Below are 24607 nucleotides of genomic sequence, written 5' to 3'. Positions count from 1 at the left end.
GCGTCAAAAAACACAGTAAAGGCGGCATGTTAACAGAAACTGACCGCCTGCTCATACCACTTCGTCAACGGGTTTGCAGGACGTGCTGATAAAGCGAAGTCAGCGCCTGCGCCAGTCTTTGCGGACCATAAGGTTCAATTTTGCGACGTGCGGCTTCGCCCAGCGCCGGATTGTGCGAAAGTGCAGGCGTTGCCATTACCGCTTCGTTTAACGCTTTGATATCCAACGCATCGCAGACAAAACCCTGTTCACCGTTGGTGATAAATTCTGCGCCGCCGCAGCCGGTGCTGGTAATGATTGCCAGCCCGCAGGCCATCGCTTCCAGCACCACATTGGGGAACGGATCGTACAGCGTTGGCAACAGCAGCGCATCGGCAGCATGATAAAACGGCTGAACGTCCTGCTGCACGCCCGCAAAGCGCAGGCGGTCAAGACAGTTAAGCTGGTTCGCCAGCTGCTGATAGCGCGCCAGCTGTTTGTCCTGGCCGACCACCACCAGGTAGCGATCGCTATTAGCGACCGCTTCAATAGCGGCCTTTAGCCCTTTGCGTTCGAAGCCGGAGCCGACGTAGATCATCACCGTGGCGTCCTGCGGCAGGTTGAGTCGCTGACGCGCGGCGTGACGCAGCGTATCGCTGGCAGGCTGAAAACGCTGGCTATCAATGGCGTTGTGAATCACATGGATTTTGCTGGCATCCAGCGCGAAGTGACGCAAAATATCCTGCTTCACCATGTGTGAATTACAGATTACCGCTTTCAGCGAGGGCGCGTTGAACATCTCCGCTTCCGCCTGCAGCACATAGCGATGGTACGGGCTCAGGCTGGCGCTCAGCCGCTGCCACGGCGAAACAATGCGCGCGCGCTGCTCCAGCCATACGCGATGCACACCGTCGCCGGCGCGGAAAATATCGCAGCCAGCGATGCGCTCGTGGCTCTGTACGATATCGAACTTTTCCCGCTCCCAGCAGGCGCGCGCCGCGCGGGCAAAGCCGCGTTCACGCGAAATGCGGCCGAATTTTGCCGGATTGCAGATGTGCAGGTGCCAGGCCGGGTTCGGCGTGCCCTGCCAGCTGCGGGTAATAATGTTGAGATCGAGCTGCTCGCCGTCCAGCGCTTCCAGCGCACGTGAGATAAAGCGCTCGGCACCGCCGTCCGGCCGGTATTTCTGCCGGACAATCGCCAGCCGTAACTTAGTCATGCAAAAGGCTCCTGGCGGCGGCAAGCACATCCTCAACCGGGATGGCATTCAGATAGCGCTGCTCGGTATTGGTATTGATCGAATCCGGTGACGGCAGCGGCGCATAGTCGCCTGCCCAGATAACGCGGTTATTGTCGCCCCACGGGCGCCAGTGCTGCAGCTTGGTCGGGCCGAACAGCGCCAGGCACGGCGTCTGCAGCGCCGCAGCCATGTGCATCGGTGCGGAATCGACGCCAATAAACAGCTGTGCGGCGTCGATCAGCGCCGCCAGCTGCGGCAGCGAGAGCTGGCCCGCCAGCGACACCACGTTCGGCGTGCGGCACAGCGACTGGATATGGGCGATCATCGCCAGCTCTTTCTGATCGGGCGCGGCGGTCAGCACCACGCTGCGACCATCAGCGGCCAGCGCATCAATCAGCTGCGCCACCTTTTCATCTTCCCAGCACTTAAAAACCCAGCGCGAGGTGGGCTGCAGCACCACAAACGGGCCGGTAATCGACTGCTGAGCGAGGACATCCTGCACTTTTTGCTGGTCGGCGGTGCTGAAATGCATGGAGGCTGTCGCCCCGGCGGTGGGAATGCCGAGCGGCTGCAGCGCCGTCATGTTTTGTTCCACGGTGTGCAGCTGATGGTGACGGTCGGTGGAAACCAGCTGGTTATGGCACCAGCGCCAGAACGCGTTGTCGCGCTTGCGGTACGCAAAGCCAATGCGCACCGGGGCACCGGACAGGCCGGTAATAATGGCGCTGCGCCACTGGTCGGCCAGATTAATCACCATATCGTAATGGCAGGCGCGCACCGACCGCACCAGCGCGACCTCATGGCGAAACTTCTGCCAGCCGCCTTCCTTTTTCCAGTTGCGATCGATGATATGCAGCTGACGGATCGCCGGATGCGCTTCCAGCATCGGCCGCGTCTCTTTATACAGCAGCACATCAATGTTGGCCTGCGGATAGCGCTGGCGCAGCGCATTGATGGCAGGCGTGGTCAGCAGCATATCGCCATGATGACGCAGCTTTATCAGCAAAATATTTTGCGGTGCAAAGTGGGCTGGAATCGGGCTTGCCATACTCAAATCATCTCAAAATTCAGTGAGCTGATTGTAGGGCAAACCCTGGAGGGGTTAAAGCCGCGGCGGGCGCTTATTTATTGCGCCAGCGATAAATGCGGCTCAGCCACAGCAGCAGCTGATACCACTGACGCGCGCCGCGCGCATTGCGCAGCATGCGTTTGTGCGTCTGACTGCTAAACAGATCGGCGATCATTGCCTGGCGCGCTGCGGCGTCCGGTTCGCGCCGGATAGCGTGGCACACGCTGAGCGCTTCGCGGGTAATCTGCGCGTGGAAGCTCGGGTAAATCTTCACCTTGTGACGATAGCGCGTGTTGATCTCTTCCAGCATGCGCGCGATTTTCAGGTAGTGACGCTGATAGTCGACGTTGTGCTGGCCGGTGCGCTTGCGGTTGCTGATCGACGCATCGTGCATGTAGTAGCGATACAGCACCCGATCGGTGTAGCGCACGCGCTTAACGTTGAGCATGAACTCGGTGGTCCACGGGATGTCCTGATGATGCAGACCGGGTTCAAACTGCAGATTAAGCTGTTCGATCAGCTCACGGCGGTAGATACCGAGCCACACGACGTGCAGGTAACGCCGGGTTTTCAGCGCCTTGTTGAGCCACTCCGGCCCGCTTAATACATCGGTGCTGGTGAGACGATCCCGCGGAATCATCGGCTTAATTGTCTGGCTGGCCTTGAAAAACCACTCGGCGTTGCACTGCGCAGCGTCCAGCCGATCGCGCTCCGCCATGTCGACCAGCGTCTGGTACATCGCCGGGTCCATGGTGTCGTCGGCGTCGGGAAAGCTGACGTATTTACCCCGCGCCACGGCCAGCCCGGCATTACGCGCACGCGACACGCCACCGTTCGGCTGATGAATCACCTGAATATGCGGGTACTGCTGCGCCAGCGCGTCGGCGCGCTCGCCGGAACCGTCGGTGGAGCCATCGTCAACAATGATGATCTCCAGCGACGTCAGGGTTTGCGCCAGCAATGCATTGATACAGCCAGTAAAATCAGCACCAGCGTTAAACATCGGGATAATGAGACTGAGTAGCGGGGATGAGCTATCGGGCTGCGCTGTCATGTTCTTCGTTGTTCCGTCGCGCCAGGCGCTGCTGCTGCCGGGTGCGGATAAAATCATGGATATCATTTAGCTTGCGTTCATCCAGCTCAAACAGCTGTTCAACCGGATGGGCAAATTTGTATTGCGCAGCGAACACAAACGAAGAGGGCGCTATGTGGTTCGGGCCAATTAAGAGCACGTCACCCAGCGGCCTTTGCTCCTCTACGCAGCAGGGACCATAAATTAAAATCACCGGTACCTGTTGCGCGTCGGCAATATACACATTGCCGGAATCCGAGGCGATATAGAAATCCATCTCGTTAATGGCGGCAGGCAGCGCCTCGAGCGGAATTTTACCTACCAGACTCACCAGATTGTTTCGCTGACCGGCAACTTTAAACAACTCCTGAACGCGTGATTGTTCATTCGGTGCGCCGAAAGCAAAAAAAGTGCAGGGGAGATCGCTCAGGTGGTCGAAAAGCCGACACCAGATTAACGGCGGAATGGTTTTGGCCTGATTCCCTGCCGTTACGCTAATACCAATGCGGATGCCCGGCGCCTGCGTAATTTCCGCGGGCAGGGTTTCCGGTTGCCACAGTGGCAGGGTGGCATGTTTGGGATAACTCTCTTTGGTAAAAGAGCGATCGGCCAGTTTCAGGTAATTTTCCAGCGTTAAGGTATTTTTCTCGTGATAAACCACGCCGCTGGCCGTTAAATAAAACAGGCCCTGATAGCCTTTGCGCCGATAGCTGGAAAGAAATTGTTTGTTGCTGGCATTGCAGCAGGCGGCAATAAATAAATTGAGATTGGTGGGATGCAGCAAATAAATATTGTCGTAGCGATTGAGCAGCTGCCACACCAGTTTTATTTTTTTCATCAAACCGGAGCGATGATCTTCGATATACCAGATGTGCTCCAGCGTGGCGTCACGTTCAGCCAGCGGGGCGACACTATAGCTCAGCAGGGCATCGCTTTTTCCCAGGTGAGATAATAACGGCGTGATATTAATATAGTCGCCAATTTTAGCGGTCTGTATCACCAGGTTTTTACCGGTGCGGCCATGAACAAACTTCATCACCCATTTGACCGGCGAAAAAAGAATAAACAGTAGTACGTACGTCAAGTAGTCATCCCCATGATTCGGTCACACCGTCATGGGGGACCTGTTAACCTGAAACGTGCTGCGTGGTTGAAAATGACGTCTCCGCCACCTGAATAAGCTGCAGGTATTGCTGGCAAACAACGCTCAAACTATAAATGCTTAAGTCCAGATGTTGCAACCTGGGGGGAGTTGTATAAATTTCTCGCATTTTTTCTGCCAGCGATGTGGCATTCATCTCTGCCAGACCGCGTGACAGTTCGCCGGTGAGGATCGAAACAGGACCGCCCGGACAGCGCGTACTGACCACCGGGGTGCCGCAGCTCAGGGCTTCGACCAGCACATTACCAAAACCTTCACTGTCGGAGCTGACCACCAGCAGGCGCGCGTGCCGTATCCAGGGATAAGGATTGCGCTGAAAACCTTCGAAGCGCACGCGCTCCGCAATGTCTGAATTCTGCGCCTGCTCACGCAATTTTTGCGTTATTTTTTCGCTTCCCTGTCCCAGCAAAACCAGCGGCGCGGTGATGCCACTCAGGGCATAGGCTTCGAGCAGGCGGTCATGGCGTTTGGTTTCATGGAAGCGTCCCACATGCACCAGGAAATCGGTGCCGGCTAACGGGCAGGGTTCAGCGGCCAGTCGGGCGAGGCTGTCAAAATCGAAAGGATTAGCGATCACTTTGGCCTGGCGGGGCTGTACGCCAATGTTTTGCACCATATCGTCGATGACGTACTGCGAAACCCCGACGATTTGGCGATCCTGATAAACGTGACGGATTTTCAGACGCTTCAGCCACAGCGAGAAGCCGGTTTTACGTGCCAGATACGAAGCAGAAAACACGCCGTGCAGACAAAACCAGGTTCTGTCTCCATCGAGCGCAGGCGTTTGCCTGACAATGCGGTCAGTTTTATGCAGATGAGAGAGGATCAGATCAAATTTGCCGTGCCGCGCTTCACTGTCGCGCACCGCACGATCCAGCAGGCGCGCGCGGCGCCATGTTTCTGTCAGCTTGCGCCACGGGTGGTTACAGCGATCAAGAATCACCTGGTAATCCACGCCAGCCGGAATAGGGTAATCACATACCTTCCGCAATGAGAAGATCGAAACCTGGTGTCCCTGACTGAGGAAGCCCCCCGCCAGAGTCAGTACGACTTTTTCGGCGCCGCCGCCAGGCAGGCCATCAATCACCATTAAAATGCGTTTCGACAAAATTTTTTACCCCTACATGCCAGTCTGCTGTAAAGACTTAGCTGCTATCATTCCCGGTGCTATCAGGACTTAATATAAGAAAATTCAATTAATTATTTTTATGGCCAGGTAATTTTACACGAACGTGCGCTCGGTTAATTGCTAAAATTCAGGCCAGTGAAGAGTTTAAATTATTCTAGTTTAACTAATCTTATACCGCTATCGACTTCCCCCTGAACCCGCATGGGAAAAGTTTGCGCCCGTCAGGAGCGTTGCGTACCATAGCGATTATAACACTGTAATTCACCGGATAAGTTATGGAAAAACCTGCCTTTTTAATTACCCTTGATACCGAAGGGGATAACCTGTGGCGCAATCGCAGCGGCAAGGTCACTACCCATAACGTCCGGTTTTTACCGCGCTTCCAGGCGCTGTGTGAGAAATACGCTTTTAAACCGACCTGGCTGACCAACTATGAGATGGCCAGTGACCCGGCTTATGTTGAGTTCGGGCGCGATCTGCTGGCGCGCGGTCAGGGCGAAATCGGTATGCATTTACATGCCTGGTACAGTCCACCTGAATATGCGCTGACCGACGATGAGTGGCGTTACCAACCTTATCTGATCGAATATCCGGAAAACGTCCTGCGCGATAAAGTCGCCTTTATGACCGATCTGCTGGAGAACGCTTTTCAGCGTAAAATGACCAGCCACCGCGCCGGCCGCTGGGCATTTAATGAAGTGTACGCCCGCGCCTTGATCGATCAGGGCTATCTGGTTGACTGCTCGGTTACGCCGCGCGTGAGCTGGCGTAATGCACAGGGCGCACCGCAGGGACAGGGCGGAACGGATTACAGCCATTTCCCCGATCGCGCTTATTTCCTTGATGAACAGGATATTTCCAGGCCGGGCGACAGTCCGCTGCTGGAACTGCCAATGAGCATTCAGTATCGCTATGGCGCGTTCACCAATCAGCTCAAAAAAGTGTGGAATGGCATCCGCGGCAGGCAGCGTGGACCTTCAGTGAACTGGCTGCGTCCGGTGGGGGGAAATCTGGCCCAGATGAAACAGGTGGCAGAACAGACGCTCGCACAGGGCAACGACTATGTGGAGTTCATGCTGCATTCATCCGAGTTTATGCCAGATGGCAGCCCCACGTTTAAAACGGAGGCTGATATTGAACGCCTGTATGACGATCTGGAAGGCCTGTTCAGCTGGCTGGCGACCAGGACGCAGGGCATGACGCTCACGGAGTTTGCCCGGCTGAAGCAACAGCAGCGCTAAGCCGCCCAATCGCGTTACAGCGCGATCTCAGCCAGCATGGCCATCACGTCGTCAGGCTGAATGTCTGCCATGCTGCTGCTGCCCTGCGCGGGCCGTAACGCATGCTGATTCCTGCCGTAGCCACCAATCAGACCCGGGTCAGTCGGGCCGAACAGGGTGATGTTGGGGCGATCCAGCGCGGCGGTCAGATGGCTCAAACCGGTATCTACTGAGACCACCGCACGGGCGCCCGCCAGCTGCTGTGCCACCTGCTCCAGCGTCAGCTTCGGCAACACCTCTGCATGATCAAACCCTGCTGCCAGCCGCTGCGCGCGCTGGTGCTCGTGTTCGGCGCCCCACGGCAGCCTGACGCGCAGGCCAGTGGGCTGAACCCGCGCGATGAGCTGACGCCAGTGATCTTCCGGCCAGTGTTTGTTATCGCGCGTTGTGGCGTGCAGAAACACCAGATACGGTTGGCTATCCTGCGGTTGTGCCGCGAGAAAATGACCGGCAATGGCATAGTCGCCCTGCGTGGCCGGTTTTTCATAGCCCAGACTTTTGGCGAACAGTTCGCGCGTGCGTTCCACGGCGTGCTGCTGCTTACCAATCTCATGACGCTTGTCATACCACCAGCTGGCGAACGGTTCGCGTGCGCTGCGGCTGTCCTGACCATGTTTGATGCCTTTAGCCAGGCGCGTCACCAGCGCGGCGCTTTTAATCAGCCCCTGGGCATCAATCACCACGTCGTACTGACGTGACTGCAGCTCGCGTTTGAATTGCACGCGCTCTTCGCGCTGCTGGCTGCCAAACCAGTGTTTGCGCCAGCGACGAATCGCCACCGGCAGAACTTTGTCGACGGCCGGATGCCAGCCAGGAATTTGCGCAAAATTCTCTTCCACCACCCAGTCGAAGCGAATGCCGGGAATCGCCTGCATCGCGTCGGTCAGCGCCGGCAACGTGTGCAGCACATCACCCATCGACGAGGTTTTAACAATCAAAACGTGCATGGTTACTCCTGCACCGGATGCAGTAACTCATTGAGTTCCTGATGCACGCGTGCCGGTTGAATATCAATCAGGCTCTGGTGATAGCCCTCTGCGGCATCGCCTTTGCGCACTTTGTGGTAGCCGGTAATCAGGCGAATGATGCGCGCCTGATGGGACAGCGGCGGCGTGAAGTCCGGGCTGCTCGGGCCATACAGCGCCACCAGCGGCCGGTTGAGCGCGGCGGCAATGTGCATCAGTCCGGAATCATTGCTGACGACCGCAGCACAGTGGGCGATCAGAATCACCGCCTGCTCCAGCTGCGTTTCGCCCGCCAGATTGCGGCAGTGCGCGCGTGCCGTGTCCGGCAGCGCCTGCAGGATCGCCTCGCCGGTTTCCCGATCTTTAGCCGAGCCGAACAGCAGCACCTGATAGCCTTCAGCAATCAGCTGTTCCGCCAGCGCGGCGTAGTGATAGTGTGGCCAGCGCTTCGCGGGACCAAATTCGGCACCGGGGCAGAAGCCGATGGCCGGGCGATCGGCCGACAGCGCAAACTGCGCCGCGGTCATGCGTTTTTCATCGTCGTCGACGCGCAGCTGCGGCCACAACAGCGGCTGCGGCAACTGTGCTGCCGCCGCAACCGGCTGGTCATAGCCCAGCGCCACATAGCGCTCCACCATTAAGGGAAACGCGGCTTTGTCCAGCACACGCACGTCATTCAGCACGCCATAGCGCATTTCACCGCGCCAGCCGATGCGGCGTTTGATGCCGGCAAAAAACGGCACCAGCGCCGATTTAAACGAGTTTGGCAGCACATAGGCGCGATCGTAACCGCTGGCCCGCAGCGCTTTGCCCAGGCGACGGCGCTCACCCAGCGCCAGCGCACCGTGGCCAAGCGGCATCGCCAGCGCCTGATTCACTTCCGGCATGCGTGACAGCAGCGGCCGGCACCAGGCCGGCGCCATCACATCAATTACCGCCTCAGGGTGCGCCTGTTTCAGCGTGCGATAGAGACTTTGCGACATCATCATATCGCCGACCCAGGAGGGGCCAATAACCAGAATTTTCATCGCCGGTGCCGGTTTCCTTATGCGTGACGGTTCAGCCAGGCCATGTATTCGCCCACGCCCTGGGCAACGGTTTTAAACGGTTTGTCATAGCCCGCGGCGCGCAGTTTGCTGAGATCCGCCTGCGTAAAGGCCTGGTAGCGCCCTTTCAGTTTGTCCGGGAACGGGATGTATTCGATCTGGCCTTGCTGGTGGAACTTCAGCACCGCATCCGCCACTTCCTGGAAAGATTCGGCGCGGCCGGTACCACAGTTATAGATGCCGGAAACGCCGTTTTCCCAGCACCACAGATTGACTGCCACTACATCATCAACGTGGATGAAGTCACGACGGAAGCTGTCGCTGCCCTCGAACAGCTTAGGATTTTCACCGTTGCTGATTTGCGTATTGAGGTGGAACGCGACGCTCGCCATGCTGCCTTTATGGCCTTCACGCGGCCCGTACACGTTGAAATAGCGGAAGCCGCACACTGGCGAATCTGCTTCCGGCAGAATCTGGCGGACATAGTGGTCGAACAGCATTTTTGAGTAGCCGTACACGTTGAGCGGCTGCTCGTACTGGCGCTCTTCAATGAAGTTCTCGTTACGCCCGCCATAGGTGGCGGCCGATGAGGCATACAGGAACGGGATTTCACGTTCGAGGCAGAAGTGCAGCAGATCTTTTGAGTACTGATAGTTGTTATCCATCATGTACTTACCGTCCCACTCGGTGGTGGCTGAACAGGCACCTTCATGGAACACCGCTTCAATCGGACCCAGATCTTCACCCGACATGATGTAGGTGAGGAACTCCTCTTTATCCATGTAATCCGCGATGTCCAGATCCGCGAGATTCACGAATTTGGTGCCATCTTTCAGATTATCCACCACCAGGATATCGGTATGACCGCGATCGTTGAGCGCTTTCACAATGTTGCTGCCAATCATGCCCGCGCCGCCGGTTACGATAATCATATGCTTTGCCTTTAAACAGTTGGGGTGAAACAGGAGGTTTCACGCACGAATACCTAACATCATAACATTTCAGCCCGATGCGGACAGCCAGATGACGCCGATCGCGCTGCACAAATCCTGCGCGCCGCGTGAACTATGCTGCAAAACGGAGATTTCCCTGGCTGAATTGTCGTCCATTCGCTTTTCGATCAGTAATATGTGCCAAAATTTTGCTATCTGAGGAGCAGAATCATGTCCGATCAGTTCTATTCACAAATCCGGCAACAGCTTGAGACAACGCGGCAGGACGGATTGTTCAAACAGGAGCGCACCCTGACCTCGGCGCAGCAGGCGGAAATCAACGTCGCCAATAGCCCGCCGGTGATCAACTTCTGCGCCAATAACTATCTCGGCCTTGCGAACCATCCGGCGCTGATTCAGGCCGCCAAAGACGGTATGGATACGTATGGTTTCGGCATGGCGTCGGTGCGTTTTATCTGCGGCACGCAGGACAGCCATCAGCTGCTGGAGCGCCGGCTGGCGGAGTTCCTCGGCATGGAAGAGGCCATCCTGTTCTCCTCATGCTTCGACGCCAACGGCGGGCTGTTTGAGACCCTGCTGGGCGCGGAAGACGCGATTATCTCGGATGCGCTCAACCATGCGTCGATCATCGACGGCATCCGCCTGTGCAAAGCCCAGCGCTATCGTTACGCCAACAATGATATGGCTGAGCTGCGCGCGCGCCTGCAGGAGGCCCGCGACAAGGGGGCGCGCCATCTGCTGATTGCCACCGACGGCGTGTTCTCCATGGATGGCGTGATCGCTAACCTGCAGGGCATTTGCGACCTGGCCGATGAGTTTAATGCGCTGGTGATGGTGGATGACTCGCACGCGGTAGGCTTTGTCGGCGCAAGCGGACGCGGCACGCATGAATACTGCGGCGTGATGGATCGCGTGGATATTCTGACCGGCACGCTGGGTAAAGCGCTGGGTGGCGCGTCCGGCGGTTACGTGGCGGCAAAACGCGAGGTGGTTGAATGGCTGCGTCAGCGCTCGCGCCCTTATCTGTTCTCCAACTCGCTGGCACCGGCGATTGTGGCCGCGTCGCTGCGCGTGCTGGATCTGCTGAACGAAGGCGATGGACTGCGGCAGCGGCTGTGGGAAAACGCCCGCTTCTTCCGGGAAAAAATGACCGCCGCGGGCTTTACGCTGGCCGGTGCCGATCACGCCATCATTCCGGTAATGCTGGGCGATGCCAAAGTGGCGCAGCAGTTTGCCAGCCTGCTCCAGCAGGAAGGCATCTACGTTACCGGCTTCTTCTATCCGGTGGTGCCGCAGGGCCAGGCGCGCATTCGCACGCAGATTTCTGCCGGCCACACTCAGGCGCAGCTGGAGCACGCGGTGGCGGCCTTCACGCGCATCGGACATCAGTTAGGGGTTATCACTGCAGGAGCCAACGGATGAAAGCACTGGCTAAACTGAAAGCGGAGGAGGGGATCTGGATGGTGCACGACGCGCCGGTGCCGGAGCCCGGTCATAACGATCTGCTGATTAAAATCCGCAAAACCGCCATCTGTGGCACCGATGTGCATATCTATAACTGGGACGACTGGTCGCGCAAAACCATTCCGGTGCCGATGATCACCGGCCACGAATACGTGGGTGAAGTGGTCGGCATCGGTCAGGAAGTGAAGGGTTTCGCCATTGGCGATCGCGTATCGGGTGAAGGTCACATCACCTGTGGCCACTGCCGCAACTGTCGCGCCGGCCGTACCCATTTATGCCGTAATACCGTGGGTGTCGGGGTTAATCGTCAGGGCTGCTTCGCTGAATATCTGGTGATCCCGGCGTTTAACGCGTTCAAAATTCCCGACAATATTTCCGACGAGCTGGCGGCGATTTTCGATCCGTTCGGTAACGCGGTGCATACCGCGCTCTCGTTTGATTTGGTAGGTGAAGACGTGCTGATCTCCGGTGCCGGACCGATTGGCATTATGGCGGCAGCGGTGTGTAAGCACGTCGGCGCACGAAACGTGGTGATCACTGACATCAATGAGTACCGCCTCGGGCTGGCGCGTGAAATGGGCGTGACGCGTGCGGTCAACGTGGCGCAGCAGAATCTGCGCGAGGTGATGACGGAACTGGGCATGACCGAAGGCTTTGATGTCGGACTGGAGATGTCCGGCGCGCCGCCGGCGTTTCGTACCCTGCTGGAGACCATGAATCACGGCGGACGCATTGCGCTGCTGGGCATTCCGCCGGGTGAGATGTCGATTGACTGGAATCAGGTTATCTTCAAGGGGCTGTTTATCAAGGGGATTTACGGCCGTGAGATGTTTGAAACCTGGTACAAAATGGCCGCGCTGATTCAGTCCGGCCTCGATCTGACGCCGATCATCACGCATCGCTATCACATTGATGACTTCCAGCAGGGCTTCGACGAGATGCGCTCCGGTCGTTCAGGCAAAGTGGTGCTGAGCTGGGATTAAACGACACACCGGCCTGCGGGCCGGTGACGCTCAGGATTGCTGTTTTTCCGCATCGGTCAGGTAACGCACCTTTCGCGTGTAGTCCTGACCTTTAAAGCTCAGCGGCTGGTGCGGATCCTGCAAATATTTTTGCCATTCACTTAAGGGAAAACCGCCATGCGCGCCAATCACCTGCGGTGGAATCACGGCCGACTGACCACCAATGCGTTTCGACACCGGCCAGTTAGCCCATTCGCCCAGATTGACCGTGCGGACATCCAGCAGGTCGAGCAGGGCCGCGAGCGGTAGCTGATCGGTTGGCGGCTGGTCGTCGTTCATCAATTCCCAGGTATCATTAAATAACGTCAGCCACAGCGGACAAATACGCTGCCATGTGCGACGGGAGGCCGCCAGATAGGCGCCATTCACGTGATCCTGCAAATAAGGGCGAACGGTGTGGTGGTAATAGGCCGGAATATGTTCTTCTGGTGCGCTGGCCAGTTTGGCGATCATCTTGCCCTGACGGAAGCTGCTGTACAGATGATGCTCACGCATCGCAATATCCGGCGTTTTTAATAAATTGAGATCGGAATCGATCATCAATATACCTTCACCGGTCGCCTGCAAGGGGGCCTGAAGTTTAATCAGGCGGCTGCGGTAGATCTGTTTATAACGGTAGTTTTCTTCACGAAACGGCACCTCCAGCGTCACCACGCGCACCCGTGTCGGCAGCGGCGGAAAAGCGCTCGAAGGCTGATCGCTGACGATGACAATTTCGCTGATGGTGTCGGCGCAGCGGCTGGCAAAATAAGCGCTGAGCACCGCTTCTTCAATGTAATCAGCGCCGGTACAGGGAATGACCACGGAACTGACGGCAATGGTGCCCTGCGCATCCGCCTGCGTGACGGGAATGTTGTGGCGCGAGAGAATATAGCGACGGTGTTTATTTAAAAAATCAAACATGCTTTTTTCTCTCCATGACGTTTTCCAGAATGTTTTCCACGCCCGACACGTAATGTTCAATGCTATAGCGCTCGCGCACCCGGGCGGCGGCGGCGGCGATTAAACGCTGACGCAGTGCAGTATCCTGCCACAGCGCGCTAAGATGCTGACTAAGCTGTTGCGTATTGCCATAGTCAAACAGTAAACCGGTCTCGCCGTGTTGAATTAATTCCGACGTACCGACGACATTCGAACCTATCACCGCCGTATTCACCAGCATCGCTTCCAGCACCACGCGCGGTAACCCTTCACTGGCTGAGGCAAGAATAAACGTATCGAATGCCGCCAGATAATCCAGTGCGTTATTTTGAAAGCCGGTAAAAATAACCTGCGCGGCAATCCTCTCTTTTTGCGCCAGCTGTTGTAAGTGCTGCTGCTCCGGGCCGGCACCGACGATCACCATTTTCCATTTAGCGGCAGGATGCGCGCGGCTGAATGCACCTAGCGCCTGCAAAATATGATGGTTGGATTTACGCGCAATCAGGGAACCGATGGAGCCGAAAATAAAGGTATCCGCGGGATAATCAAAGCGCTGACGCACCGCCTCACGCACCGGCAGCGGCTGATGAATATCGATAGCGTTGGATACGGTAAAGCAGCGCTGCGCATCAACACCGCTTTCGCTTAAGGTGCGGTGTACGCCCTGTGACACGGCAATCACCGCATCACAATGCCGATTAATCATCTTGACCAGCGCATTATTGAGTAACGGATCAATGCGGCAGTGCTGAATTAACGCCACGTGAGTCTGTTCAGCGGCGAAATAGCCTTCAACGTTGGTGCTGGGCTGATTATTCATGTACAGCGCATCATAGCCACCGTCGCGTAAAATCGTCGCGATTTGGCGGGCGTTAGGCTGCATGCGCCACTGGCGATCGATGCGGTCGATGGCGCTTTTTTTCACCGCGCGGTTAAAAAACAGCAGGGTGCGCAGCAACTCTTTGGTGATTTTTGCCCAGAGCGGCTGGCGGCGCTGCGCAATAAATAGCACCGGAATGCCGATCGCGTCTAATACCGAGGCAATGGTCTCCTGATTGCCACGCGCATAATTCTGATAAAAACAGCAGGTGATAGCGAAACGCTGGCGATCGATGCGCTTGAGTAATTCCAGCATGCTGTTGGTGCCGCCGCCCCATTCGCGCCCGGTATCCAGCAGCAGAATTTTCTTTCTGGTTGACGTCATCTGTTCCGATATCCTTGCGCGGAAAAGGTGTGGCGTTAAATAAGGCGCAGCCCGCTGCGCCTGATAATCAGAATAGCTGTTTAAGCGACTGCACGAGTGAACTGCCGGTAATGCTCTCTGTCACCACCTCCACCGCACGACTCTGCGGTACGGCAGGCAGCGGCTGGCCCGGCTTACACACGCCAGGCGCGCGGAATACCGGGGTACGCGGTTGCACCGGCGTGCTGGCCGGCGGCGTAGCGCCCTGGCGCAGCGGTTCGTTGAGCAACTGGCTGGGGCGGACGAGAGTGATATCGCCCGGTAGCGTCGGCAACATCTGCTGCAACACCCGTACCGTGGTGGGATGCGGATGGCCAATGGCGATGGCGTAGCCATCACGCTGTGCCAGCTTCACTGCGCGGGTGAACTGGGTGCGAATCGCCGCTTCATTCTGGCTGTCGTCGAGGAATACGCGCCGCTTCAGCACCTTAACCTGCGTGCCCTGTGCGGCCGGGACCGACTGGCTGTTGCCAATGGTCATGCTATCGAGGAAGTAGTAGTTGTAGTGATTGAGCACCTGCATCACTTTCTGCATGCCGGGCAGGCTGGAGGTCATTTTGCTGCCCATATGGTTGTTCAGGCCAACCGCATACGGCACTTTGTTGCTGGCGTCACGCACGATGCGCGCGATCTCTTCGCTGCTCATCTCCGGCGTCAGCGTGTCCTTTTCCAGCGGCTGCTTGCTCAGCGGTGCCATCGGCAGGTGAATCAGCACCTCATGACCGCCCTGATGCGCTTTGGTTGCCATATCACGCGCATGAGGCGCGTTGGGCAGCACCGCCACAGAAATCGCGGCGGGCATCTGCAGCACTTTATTCTCTTCAGCCGGGCGGTAGCCGAAGTCGTCAATGACGATAGCCAGTTTTCCCGCATGGGCGGTAAAGGTGAAAAACAGCCCGCACAGGGCGGCGCTAAGCTTTTGGGACTGAAACAACACTTATCTTCCTAACCACGGCAGTGGATTGACGGCCTGTCCCTGACGACGAATTTCAAAGTAGAGCGAGGGCGTGCCGCGGCCGCCGCTGGTGCCCACGAGGGCGATAGGCTGTCCTGCCTTCACCTGCGCACCGACGCTCACCAACGCGCTCTGATTGTAGCCATAAAGGCTCATATCGCCTTTACCGTGTTCGACGACCACAACCAGGCCGTAGCCTTGCAGCCAGTCGGCCATCAGCACGCGACCATCAGCAATCGCTTTGACTTCAGTGCCTTCCGGGGCATCAATCACCAGACCTTTCCAGCGCAGTTCGCCCTGCATTGCTTCACCAAAGCGATGTTCAATGCGACCGCGCACTGGCCAGATGGCCTGTCCGCCCGGCCGGCCAAGGCCGCCGGTGCGCGCCATCAGCTCGCGCTCGCTTTGCGTAGGGGAATAGCTGGAGCCTTTGGCTTTTGCCTGGGCCTGACGCTGGCGCACTTTTTCCGCCTCGCGCGCTTCGCGTTGCGCCCGTTCGCGCGCCTCACGTTCGGCTTTGGCGATTTTGTCCTGCAGGCGGCTTTCGTTCTGGCGCATCTCGACCAGATCGGCCTGATCTTTCTCCAGCGCGCTCTCCAGTGCGGACAGTGTTTTCTTACGCGCGGCGCTGGCGGTTTCCAGCTTGTTCTGTTGCGTCTGCTGCTGCGCTAATAGCGACTTTTGCTGCTCCTGCTTGCCCTGCAGCGCCTGACGCTGCTGCGCCAGCTCCTGCTGAGTCTGCTTAAGCTCGTCGATGTTTTTTTGCCGGGCGGCATTGAGGTAGCCAAAATAGGCCAGAATGCGTTCGCTACGCTGTGCTTCTTCACCGCCGAGCAGCAGCTGTACGCCGTTGTGCTGGCCCTGACGAAACGCGGCATCCAGCTGCTGCGCCAGCAGTTTTTCCTGCTGCGCCTGCTGCTTTTCCAGCCGGGCAATGGCGGCGGTGGTTTGGGCGATTTCGCCGTTCAGCGCGCTCAGGCTGTTGCGGGTTTCACGCAGCTGGCGACTGGCCTGGGCAATCACTTTTTCCTGACTCTGCAGCTGATCGAGCAGCTTACTGCGCTGCAGCTTCTGCGCTTTAACGCTTTTCTCTTTTTCGGCGATGTCCTGCTGAATGGACTTTAGCTGCGTTTTGCTGTCATCGGCGCTATGCGCGGCGACGGGCAACAGCAACGCACCCGCACAAAGCAGGCTGAGGGAGATATCGGACCAGCGAAATGACAACGGAGATGCCGGGTCGTTGTAACGGGTCCTTGTGTGTGTAACGGTCGCTTTTCCCTTCATAGTCGATAATTATTCCACGATGAACAGCCGCTTACCAGTTATCCCGGCCGGGTTTTGCTTTACGAAAGATGTCGGCCACAGCTTACCGGGATAAAGATTGTCTCAATTTTGCGATTAGAACACTTTTTTTGGAAAATGACGCACAAATCGTAACTCTGCCCGCTTCGCGACTGTACATGCGAAGTGGCGCAGGTATACTCAGAACCCTTGTTTTAGCTTATTAGCCCCGGTCTGGAGTCGTTACCCCTCATGCAAGAAATTATGCAGTTTGCAAGCAATCACCCCATCCTTAGTCTGGCATGGGTCGCTTTACTTATTCTGGTGATTGTAACCACCGTTAAGGGTATGTTCTCTAAGGTAAAAACCATCAGCCGTGGTGAAGCAACCCACCTGATCAACAAAGAGGACGCGGTGGTGGTAGACGTTCGTTCACGCGACGACTATCGCAAAGGACACATTTCAGGGGCTATTAACATCGCCGCAGCCGATATCAAAAAAGGCAGCTTCGGCGAGCTGGAAAAGCACAAGTCGCAGCCCATAATTGTGGTATGTGCCACCGGCCAGAGCGCCGCAGAACCGGCAGCCACCCTTAGCGCAGCGGGTTTTGACAAAGTGACCGTGCTGAAAGATGGTGTGAGCGGCTGGAGTGGCGAAAACCTGCCGCTGGTTCGCGGTAAATAACTTCCTGAGGTATCACCGCATGGCTAATGTTGAGATTTACACCAAAGTGACCTGTCCTTACTGCCACCGGGCGAAGGCGTTGCTGGATCAAAAAGGCGTGTCATACCAGGAGATTCCCATTGATGGGGACGCGGTAAAGCGCGAAGAGATGATCAAACGCAGCGGCCGCACCACGGTGCCACAGATCTTTATTGACGCGCAGCACATTGGCGGCTGTGACGATCTCTACGCGCTGGACGGGCGTCAGGGACTCGATCCCTTACTCCGCGCATAATATTTTCGACCGACAATTTTCACTTAAAGGATTCAGTAACATGTCAGAGCATAGCAGCAACGAAATGCAGTTCCAGATTCAACGCGTTTACACCAAAGACGTTTCATTTGAAGCGCCAAACGCACCTCAGGTTTTCCAGAAAGAGTGGGAACCGGAAGTGAAGCTGGATCTGGACACCGCCTCTTCTCAGCTGGCGGATGAAGTGTATGAAGTCGTGCTGCGCGTTACTGTCACCGCCACCGTGGGCGAAGACACCGCGTTCCTGTGCGAAGTACAGCAGGCCGGTATCTTCACCATCAGCGGTATCGAAGGCACGCAGATGGCACATTGCCTCGGCGCTTACTGCCCGAACATTCTGTTCCCGTATGCGCGTGAATGTGTCACCAGCCTGGTGTCACGCGGTACCTTCCCTCAGCTCAATCTGGCGCCGGTCAACTTTGATGCGCTGTTCATGAATTATCTGCAGCAGCAGGGTGAAGGCGAAGCGCCACGTCAGGATGCCTGATGACTACACTCAACGCTTCGATTAGCGTCATCGGTGCCGGCTCGTACGGCACCGCACTGGCCATTACGCTGGCCCGTAATGGCCATCCGGTGCTGCTGTGGGGCCACAATCCGCAAAACGTGGCGCAGCTGCAGGCTGACCGATGCAATACCGCTTTCCTGCCCGATGTTCCTTTCCCCGATAATCTCGTTCCTGAAGCCGATCTGGCCCGCGTCGTCAGCGCCAGCCGCGATCTGCTGGTGGTGGTGCCAAGCCATGTGTTCGGCGACGTGCTGATGCAGCTCAAACCGCTGCTGCGTGCCGACTCACGCATTGTCTGGGCGACCAAAGGACTGGAAAAAGAGACCGGACGGCTGCTGCAGGATGTGGCGCGCGAAATCCTCGGCGACAGCATTCCGCTGGCGGTGATTTCCGGCCCGACCTTTGCCAAAGAGCTGGCGGCCGGTTTGCCGACGGCGATTGCGCTGGCGGCCACTGACGCGCAGTTTGCCGACGATCTGCAGCAAAAGCTGCACTGCGGCAAAAGCTTCCGCGTTTACAACAATCCGGACTTTATCGGCGTGCAGCTGGGCGGCGCAGTGAAAAACGTCATTGCGATTGGTGCCGGGATCTCCGACGGCATTGGCTTTGGTGCCAACGCGCGTACGGCACTCATCACCCGCGGTCTGGCGGAGATGAGCCGTCTCGGTGCTGCGCTGGGTGCCGATCCAACGACCTTTATGGGCATGGCGGGTCTTGGCGATCTGGTGCTGACCTGTACCGATAATCAGTCGCGCAACCGCCGTTTCGGCATGATGCTGGGGCAGGGCGAAAGCGTGGATGAGGCGCAACGCATTATCGGACAAGTTGTAGAAGGCTACAGAAATACCAAAGAAGTCAAAGCATTAGCTGCGCGTGTGGGCGTGGAAATGCCAATAACCGAGCAAATTTATCAGGTATTATATTGCGAAAAATCGGCGCGAGAGGCAGCATTGAGCCTGCTTGGTCGTACAAGGAAGGACGAGAACAGCCAAAGCTAAAGCAGGACGCTTAAGCATTATCACCTGTAGCGCCTAATCGGGCGCTTTTTTATCGGGAGCAAACAGCAATGTCGTCTGAAGAGTTAGAACTGGTCTGGAACCATATCAAAGCCGAAGCCAGAGCGTTGGCCGATTGTGAACCGATGCTGGCCAGTTTTTACCATGCGACCTTGCTCAAGCACGAAAATCTCGGCAGCGCGCTCAGCTACATGCTGGCTAACAAGCTCGCTAACCCGATCATGCCCGCTATCGCCATCCGCGAAATTGTTGAAGAAGCCTATCGTCAGGATCCTGAGATGATTGTCTCGGCCGCGTACGATATTCAGGCGGTGCGTCAGCGCGATCCGGCGGTCGACAAATATTCCACGCCGTTACTCTATCTGAAAGGCTTCCACGCGCTGCAGGCGTACCGTATTGGCCACTGGCTGTGGAAAGAGGGACGGCGCGCGCTGGCGGTGTATCTGCAAAACGAAATCTCGGTCTCTTTTGCCGTGGATATTCATCCGGCGGCGCGCATCGGGCGCGGCATCATGCTGGATCACGCCACCGGCATCGTGATTGGTGAAACGGCTGTGGTGGAAAATGACGTCTCCATTCTGCAGTCGGTCACGCTGGGTGGTACGGGTAAAACCAGCGGCGATCGCCATCCGAAGATCCGTGAAGGGGTGATGATTGGCGCAGGGGCCAAAATCCTTGGCAATATTGAAGTCGGGCGCGGTGCCAAAATCGGTGCCGGTTCGGTGGTCTTGCAGCCGGTGCCGCCCCATACCACGGCGGCCGGCGTGCCGGCGCGCATTGTCGGCAAACCAGCCAGCGACAAACCGTCGATGGATATGGATCAGCACTTCACCGGCGCCGGGTTTGAGTACGGCGACGGCATCTAGCCTTTGATCAGCGCGCCCGCATAATCCAGCTGGCGCCACGCCTCATACACCACCACTGAAACCGCATTCGACAGGTTCATGCTGCGGCTCTCCGCGCGCATCGGAATGCGGATCTTCTGTTCTGCCGGCAACGCATTAAGAATTTCTGGTGGTAAGCCACGGCTCTCCGGGCCAAACAGCAGATAGTCGCCCGGCTGATAGCTGACGGCGCTGTGCGCCGGTGTGCCTTTGGTGGTCAGCGCGAATAAGCGCTGTGGCGCTTCTGCCGCCAGAAAAGCAGCGTAGCTGGCGTGCTTTTTCAGCGCGGTATATTCATGGTAATCCAGTCCGGCGCGGCGCAGGCGTTTATCATCCCAGGCGAAGCCTAACGGCTCAATCAGGTGCAGCTGAAAGCCGGTATTGGCGCACAGGCGGATGATATTGCCGGTATTTGGCGGGATTTCAGGTTCAAATAAGACGATGTTTAGCATAAGGCCCCCGGAAACGAGGGCCGCAGCATAGCAAATTATTGCCGGGCGGAGTACAGCGGCAGCCACAGCGTCAGGCGCAGACCGCCTAACGGGCTGTCATCGGCTTTCACCCAGCCGCGGTGCTGTTGCACGGCGGTTTCGACAATCGCCAGCCCGAGCCCGGTGCCGCCGGATTCACGGTCACGCGCTTCATCGGTGCGGTAGAACGGACGGAAAATCTGCTCGCGATCTTCCGGGCTGACGCCGGGACCGTCGTCGTCCACGTGCACGGTAATGCCCTGAATATCCACCGCAAAGCTAACGCTGATGTGCGTGTGTGAATAGCGCAGCGCGTTACGCACAATGTTCTCCAGCGCGCTTTCCAGCGCATGCGGGTTGCCGTACAGCGGCCATGGACCGGGCGGATAGGGCACGTCCATGGTTTTACCCATCTGCTCCGCTTCGAATTTGGCATCTTCCAGCACGCCATTCCACAGCTGGTTGGCCTTCATCGCTTCGCTCACCAGCGCGTTCTTGTGCTGGGTGCGCGACAGTACCAGCAAGTCGTTGATCATGCCGTCCAGACGCTGCGCTTCGGTCTCAATGCGCTCCAGCTCTTTGCCTTCGCCATGACGCCGGCGCAGTAGCGCCGTCGCCAGCTGCAGACGCGTCAGCGGCGTGCGTAATTCATGGCTGATATCCGACAGCAGACGCTGCTGTGCCGTCATCATGCGTTCGAGCGCGCTCACCATCTGGTTGAAACTGGAGCCGGCAGCGAGAAATTCTTGCGGGCCCGATTCCAGTTCCGGATGCTGACGCAAATTTCCGCTCGCCACTTCATCCGCGGCATGTTTTAGTTTGCGTGCCGGACGCGCCAGGCTCCACGCCAGCCACAGCAGCAGCGGTGAGCTGATTAACATCGTGACGATGAGCAGCAGCAGAGGACGGTCAAACAGCAGGTTAACGAAATCGAGCTGGGAACTGGTGGCGGGACGGATGAGATACAGCTGGTAATTGTCTTCGCCGTCGCGCACCGCGAAGGGGCCGACCATCTCCACGCGGCCATACTTTTTCTTCTGCGGATGATCGGCATTATCAGACTGGCCGATAAAGTTGCGGATCACCTGCATTTCATTGTGCTGCGCACCGATCACCCGTCCTTCGCTGGTCACCAGCAGCAGGCGCTGACCGGGCGGTGCCCATTTGTCGATGGCGCGAAACAGCCGGCGCCACCACATCAGGTCGTTGGGCGGATCCTGTGACAGCTCCGCCTCAACGTGTTGCTCAATCATGGTGCCCTGGCGCTGTTCGCTCTCCATCAGCGAGGTCATCTGGCGCGAATCGAGTTTGGGCACCATCAGTACCAGCATCAACACCAGCGCCAGGGTGAGCCAGAAGATGGCGAAGATGCGGGTGGTCAAACTTCCGATCATGATGCCGAAACCATCAGATAGCCGCGTCCGCGCAGAGTTTTGAACCACGGATGACCATCACGACGTTCCGGCAGCTTACGACGCAGGTTAGAGATGTGCATATCAATAGCGCGGTCAAACGGCGTCAGGCGCTTGCCCAGCACTTCCTGGCTGAGATGCTCGCGTGACACCACCTGGCCAAGATGCTGCGCCAGTAAGTAGAGCAGGGTGAACTCGGTGCCGGTGAGATCCAGCGTTTCGCTGTCGAAGCTGGCTTCCTGACGGCCCGGATTCAGGCGCAGGCAATCCACTTCCAGCGTCGGTGAGCTGTTATCGTGCTGTTGCTGCTGTTCGCTCCAGTTGGAACGGCGCAGAATCGCACGGATACGCGCCACCAGTTCGCGATCGTTGAACGGCTTTGGCAGATAGTCATCCGCGCCCAGTTCCAGGCCCAGAACGCGGTCCAGCTCGCTACCGCGGGCGGTCAGCATGATGACAGGGGTTTGATGTTGCTGGCGTAGCTCTTTTAACGTGTCGATACCGTTCTTCTTCGGCATCATGACATCGAGCAAAAGCAGGTCGACGGTGTTGTCCAGCAGATTGAGCGCCTGCTCGCCATCGCTGGCGACAATCACCTCAAAACCTTCCATTTCAAGCAGTTCTTTAAGCAGCGAAGTCAATTCGCGGTCGTCATCAACCAACAGGATTTTATTCATTTTTTGTTGCCCTCCGCAGGCAAAATACCGTGTTCCTATAGTGGCAATCCAACGCTTTACGTAGTTTTACACCCCCTGACGGATGTTTGCAGCTGTCGCCGTACACTAGCTCTCGTTGAATCGCGAAACGGAACGAACCGGGAGTAAACGATGCGCTACTTAACCGCCGTCGTCTTTGCCTCAGCGATGGTTCTCAGTCACGCCAGCGCAGAAGCAGCAGACACGACGACGATTGACGAGATGCATCATAACGGCGGATTGACGACAGGCAGTATGACGCAAAATCCGCAAAGCCACATGTTCGATGGCATTGAGCTGACTGAACAACAGCGGCAACAGATGCGTGACCTGATGCAGCAAGCGCGCCATGAACGCCCGGTGTTAAGCGTTCAGGACATAGAAACTATGCATGACCTTGTCATTGCAGACAAATTTAACGAATCGGCTATCCGCCAGCAGGCAGAGAAACAGGCCCGTGAGCAGGTAGAACTGCAAATCGAGATGGCCCGGGTTCGTAATCAGATGTATCACCTGCTAACGCCTGCACAGCAAGCGACATTGCAGAAGAATTTTGAGCGGCGTCTGAACGAAGCGCGTCGGCTCTCCGGATTGCAGCCATCATCACCGCTGCAAGCAGTGAGTAGTACCAGCAGTAACCAGTAACATAGTATCCCTGTTTTCCTTGCCATAGACACCATCCCTGTCTTCCCCGCCATGATGGCGGGGTTTTTTTTGCCCTGGATTTGCGGGCAAACTGCATCCGTTTCGCTATCCTGTCACGCAGTCTGCACGGGACGGTGATAAACTTGAGCCATTTTCCACTGCATGGCGTGCTGCAGCGCCTGACGAGGCAAGGCATGGAACCTTCCTACGCAAAACTGGTAAACCGCGCGGCGCTGGCGGCGACCACGCTGGCAACGCTGTTGCTGATCGTGAAAATTTTCGCCTGGTGGTACACCGGTTCGGTCAGCGTGCTGGCGGCGCTGGTGGATTCGCTGGTCGATATCGCCGCGTCACTGACCAATCTGCTGGTGGTGCGCTATTCATTGCAGCCTGCCGACGACGATCACACCTTTGGTCACGGTAAAGCGGAATCGCTGGCGGCACTGGCGCAAAGCATGTTTATCTCCGGATCGGCGCTGTTTCTGTTTCTTACCGGGCTGCAGCATCTGGCCACGCCGGAAACGCTGCGCGCGCCGCTGGTGGGTATAGTAGTGACGCTGATCGCCCTCAGTTCCACGCTGGTACTGGTCGCTTTTCAGCGCTGGGTGGTGCGGCGTACCCGCAGCCAGGCGATACGCGCGGACATGCTGCATTATCAGTCGGATGTGGTGATGAACGGTGCCATTCTGGTTGCGCTAGGCTTAAGTAGTTATGGTTTTAAGCGTGCGGATGCGCTGTTTGCGCTCGGCATCGGCGTATATATCCTCTATAACGCGCTGCGCATGGGCTATGAAGCGGTGCAGTCGCTGCTGGATCGTGCGCTGCCGGAGCAGGAAAAACAGGCGATTATCGCGCTGGTAAGCCACTGGCCCGGCGTACGCGGTGCCCATGCGTTACGTACGCGGCAGTCTGGCCCGACGCGGTTTATTCAGCTTCATCTGGAGATGGACGATCATCTCCCGCTGGTGCAGGCGCATCAGGTGGCCGATCAAATTGAGCAGGCATTACGGCAAAAATTTCCCGGCTCAGATGTGATCATTCATCAGGACCCCTGTTCTGTCGTGCCGCAAAATCAGCAGGGTTTTTTTCAGTTTTAGCCGTTATAAAACATAGTATTGCGTGAAAAAAATGACGTAACGCTAACAACTCTGTAAAAAATTAGCGAAAACTTGTCTGACCTGAATCAATTCAGCATCAAGCCTTTGATATACTATCTGCAA

The 24607-nt window shown here is 57.1% G+C and carries 25 protein-coding genes; 10 read left to right on the top strand and 15 right to left on the bottom strand.

Annotated elements, in window-relative coordinates:
- Nucleotides 1-64: 64 nt before the first annotated feature.
- The 5 genes from K7H94_RS18160 to K7H94_RS18140 form a co-directional block, all read right to left on the bottom strand.
- Nucleotides 65-1198 (bottom strand): glycosyltransferase family 4 protein, encoded by a 1134-nt coding sequence (locus K7H94_RS18160; RefSeq protein ID WP_222951434.1) that lies wholly within the window; start codon nt 1196-1198, stop codon nt 65-67.
- Entirely contained in the window at nt 1191-2267 is a 1077-nt protein-coding gene (gene rfaQ, locus K7H94_RS18155) for a putative lipopolysaccharide heptosyltransferase III (protein ID WP_222951433.1), read from the bottom strand. Before rfaQ ends, K7H94_RS18160 begins: the two co-directional genes overlap by 8 nt.
- Before the next feature lie 73 nt (nt 2268-2340).
- Nucleotides 2341-3291, bottom strand: coding sequence for a glycosyltransferase (locus K7H94_RS18150; protein ID WP_058781685.1), 951 nt, complete (start codon nt 3289-3291; stop codon nt 2341-2343).
- A 31-nt stretch (nt 3292-3322) separates the two neighbouring features.
- Nucleotides 3323-4444 carry a glycosyltransferase family 9 protein gene (locus K7H94_RS18145; protein ID WP_058759423.1) on the bottom strand — a complete coding sequence of 374 codons (1122 nt, stop codon included), beginning with the start codon at nt 4442-4444 and terminating at the stop codon, nt 3323-3325.
- A 43-nt stretch (nt 4445-4487) separates the two neighbouring features.
- The gene (locus K7H94_RS18140) at nt 4488-5612 is read right to left on the bottom strand and encodes a glycosyltransferase (protein WP_222952066.1); all 1125 of its coding nucleotides are present in this window, start codon (nt 5610-5612) and stop codon (nt 4488-4490) included.
- Nucleotides 5613-5926: 314 nt separating this feature from the next.
- On the opposite strand from K7H94_RS18140, the gene K7H94_RS18135 reads away from it, so the two are divergent.
- Nucleotides 5927-6892, top strand: a complete 966-nt coding sequence (locus tag K7H94_RS18135) for a polysaccharide deacetylase family protein (RefSeq protein ID WP_166720242.1) — start codon at nt 5927-5929, stop codon at nt 6890-6892.
- Between the two features lie 14 nt (nt 6893-6906).
- Here the strand turns inward: K7H94_RS18135 and rfaC are convergent, their stop codons facing one another.
- Genes rfaC through rfaD form a run of 3 tightly spaced genes read right to left on the bottom strand, consistent with a single transcriptional unit; the run spans nt 6907 to nt 9874 of the window.
- A complete protein-coding gene (gene rfaC, locus K7H94_RS18130) occupies nt 6907-7878 on the bottom strand; it encodes a lipopolysaccharide heptosyltransferase RfaC (RefSeq protein WP_088516667.1) in 972 nt (323 codons plus the stop codon).
- Between the two features lie 2 nt (nt 7879-7880).
- Nucleotides 7881-8924, bottom strand: coding sequence for an ADP-heptose--LPS heptosyltransferase RfaF (rfaF, locus tag K7H94_RS18125; protein ID WP_058781669.1), 1044 nt, complete (start codon nt 8922-8924; stop codon nt 7881-7883).
- A 17-nt stretch (nt 8925-8941) separates the two neighbouring features.
- The gene (rfaD, locus tag K7H94_RS18120; protein ID WP_021507062.1) at nt 8942-9874 is read right to left on the bottom strand and encodes an ADP-glyceromanno-heptose 6-epimerase; all 933 of its coding nucleotides are present in this window, start codon (nt 9872-9874) and stop codon (nt 8942-8944) included.
- A gap of 231 nt (nt 9875-10105) precedes the next feature.
- Here rfaD and K7H94_RS18115 point away from each other — a divergent pair, with 231 nt between their 5' ends.
- Both K7H94_RS18115 and tdh read left to right on the top strand, forming a co-directional pair.
- Nucleotides 10106-11317 carry a glycine C-acetyltransferase gene (locus K7H94_RS18115; protein WP_222951432.1) on the top strand — a complete coding sequence of 404 codons (1212 nt, stop codon included), beginning with the start codon at nt 10106-10108 and terminating at the stop codon, nt 11315-11317.
- Entirely contained in the window at nt 11314-12342 is a 1029-nt protein-coding gene (tdh, locus tag K7H94_RS18110) for an L-threonine 3-dehydrogenase (RefSeq protein ID WP_058759416.1), read from the top strand. Before K7H94_RS18115 ends, tdh begins: the two co-directional genes overlap by 4 nt.
- A gap of 30 nt (nt 12343-12372) precedes the next feature.
- On the opposite strand, the gene K7H94_RS18105 is transcribed toward tdh, so the two are convergent.
- The 4 genes from K7H94_RS18105 to envC form a co-directional block, all read right to left on the bottom strand.
- On the bottom strand, nt 12373-13284 hold the full coding sequence (locus tag K7H94_RS18105) for a hypothetical protein (protein WP_222951431.1): 912 nt from the start codon (nt 13282-13284) through the stop codon (nt 12373-12375).
- Nucleotides 13277-14506: a glycosyltransferase gene (locus tag K7H94_RS18100; RefSeq protein WP_222951430.1), complete on the bottom strand. Its 1230-nt coding sequence runs from the start codon at nt 14504-14506 to the stop codon at nt 13277-13279. The genes K7H94_RS18105 and K7H94_RS18100 overlap by 8 nt, the downstream gene beginning before the upstream one ends.
- A gap of 67 nt (nt 14507-14573) precedes the next feature.
- Entirely contained in the window at nt 14574-15479 is a 906-nt protein-coding gene (locus tag K7H94_RS18095) for a divergent polysaccharide deacetylase family protein (RefSeq protein ID WP_222952065.1), read from the bottom strand.
- A 3-nt stretch (nt 15480-15482) separates the two neighbouring features.
- Complete coding sequence (gene envC / locus K7H94_RS18090) at nt 15483-16784, bottom strand: murein hydrolase activator EnvC (protein ID WP_031279626.1); 1302 nt, start codon at nt 16782-16784, stop codon at nt 15483-15485.
- 249 nt (nt 16785-17033) lie between these two features.
- Between envC and K7H94_RS18085 the strand changes: the two genes are divergently transcribed.
- From K7H94_RS18085 to cysE, 5 genes are all read left to right on the top strand, one after another.
- Complete coding sequence (locus K7H94_RS18085) at nt 17034-17465, top strand: rhodanese-like domain-containing protein (protein WP_058759412.1); 432 nt, start codon at nt 17034-17036, stop codon at nt 17463-17465.
- Nucleotides 17466-17484: 19 nt separating this feature from the next.
- A complete protein-coding gene (grxC, locus tag K7H94_RS18080) occupies nt 17485-17739 on the top strand; it encodes a glutaredoxin 3 (protein ID WP_010616518.1) in 255 nt (84 codons plus the stop codon).
- A gap of 40 nt (nt 17740-17779) precedes the next feature.
- Complete coding sequence (gene secB / locus K7H94_RS18075) at nt 17780-18244, top strand: protein-export chaperone SecB (protein WP_021507054.1); 465 nt, start codon at nt 17780-17782, stop codon at nt 18242-18244.
- Nucleotides 18244-19263: an NAD(P)H-dependent glycerol-3-phosphate dehydrogenase gene (gpsA, locus tag K7H94_RS18070; RefSeq protein WP_215786842.1), complete on the top strand. Its 1020-nt coding sequence runs from the start codon at nt 18244-18246 to the stop codon at nt 19261-19263. The genes secB and gpsA overlap by 1 nt, the downstream gene beginning before the upstream one ends.
- Before the next feature lie 68 nt (nt 19264-19331).
- Entirely contained in the window at nt 19332-20147 is an 816-nt protein-coding gene (gene cysE, locus K7H94_RS18065) for a serine O-acetyltransferase (RefSeq protein ID WP_021507052.1), read from the top strand.
- On the opposite strand, the gene trmL is transcribed toward cysE, so the two are convergent.
- Genes trmL through cpxR form a run of 3 tightly spaced genes read right to left on the bottom strand, consistent with a single transcriptional unit; the run spans nt 20144 to nt 22724 of the window.
- Entirely contained in the window at nt 20144-20617 is a 474-nt protein-coding gene (trmL, locus tag K7H94_RS18060; protein WP_021507051.1) for a tRNA (uridine(34)/cytosine(34)/5-carboxymethylaminomethyluridine(34)-2'-O)-methyltransferase TrmL, read from the bottom strand. The genes cysE and trmL overlap by 4 nt on opposite strands.
- 35 nt (nt 20618-20652) lie before the next feature.
- Complete coding sequence (gene cpxA / locus K7H94_RS18055) at nt 20653-22029, bottom strand: envelope stress sensor histidine kinase CpxA (RefSeq protein ID WP_031279625.1); 1377 nt, start codon at nt 22027-22029, stop codon at nt 20653-20655.
- On the bottom strand, nt 22026-22724 hold the full coding sequence (cpxR, locus tag K7H94_RS18050; protein WP_007885339.1) for an envelope stress response regulator transcription factor CpxR: 699 nt from the start codon (nt 22722-22724) through the stop codon (nt 22026-22028). Before cpxR ends, cpxA begins: the two co-directional genes overlap by 4 nt.
- Nucleotides 22725-22874: 150 nt before the next feature.
- Here cpxR and cpxP point away from each other — a divergent pair, with 150 nt between their 5' ends.
- Nucleotides 22875-23387, top strand: a complete 513-nt coding sequence (cpxP, locus tag K7H94_RS18045) for a cell-envelope stress modulator CpxP (protein WP_021507049.1) — start codon at nt 22875-22877, stop codon at nt 23385-23387.
- A gap of 194 nt (nt 23388-23581) precedes the next feature.
- The gene (gene fieF / locus K7H94_RS18040) at nt 23582-24484 is read left to right on the top strand and encodes a CDF family cation-efflux transporter FieF (protein WP_058781662.1); all 903 of its coding nucleotides are present in this window, start codon (nt 23582-23584) and stop codon (nt 24482-24484) included.
- Nucleotides 24485-24607 lie beyond the last annotated feature (123 nt).

Source organism: Pantoea dispersa (genome assembly GCF_019890955.1).
GTDB lineage: Bacteria > Pseudomonadota > Gammaproteobacteria > Enterobacterales > Enterobacteriaceae > Pantoea > Pantoea dispersa.
Note: the sequence above shows the minus strand (reverse complement) of the source record. Positions and strands in the feature narration are given on the sequence as shown.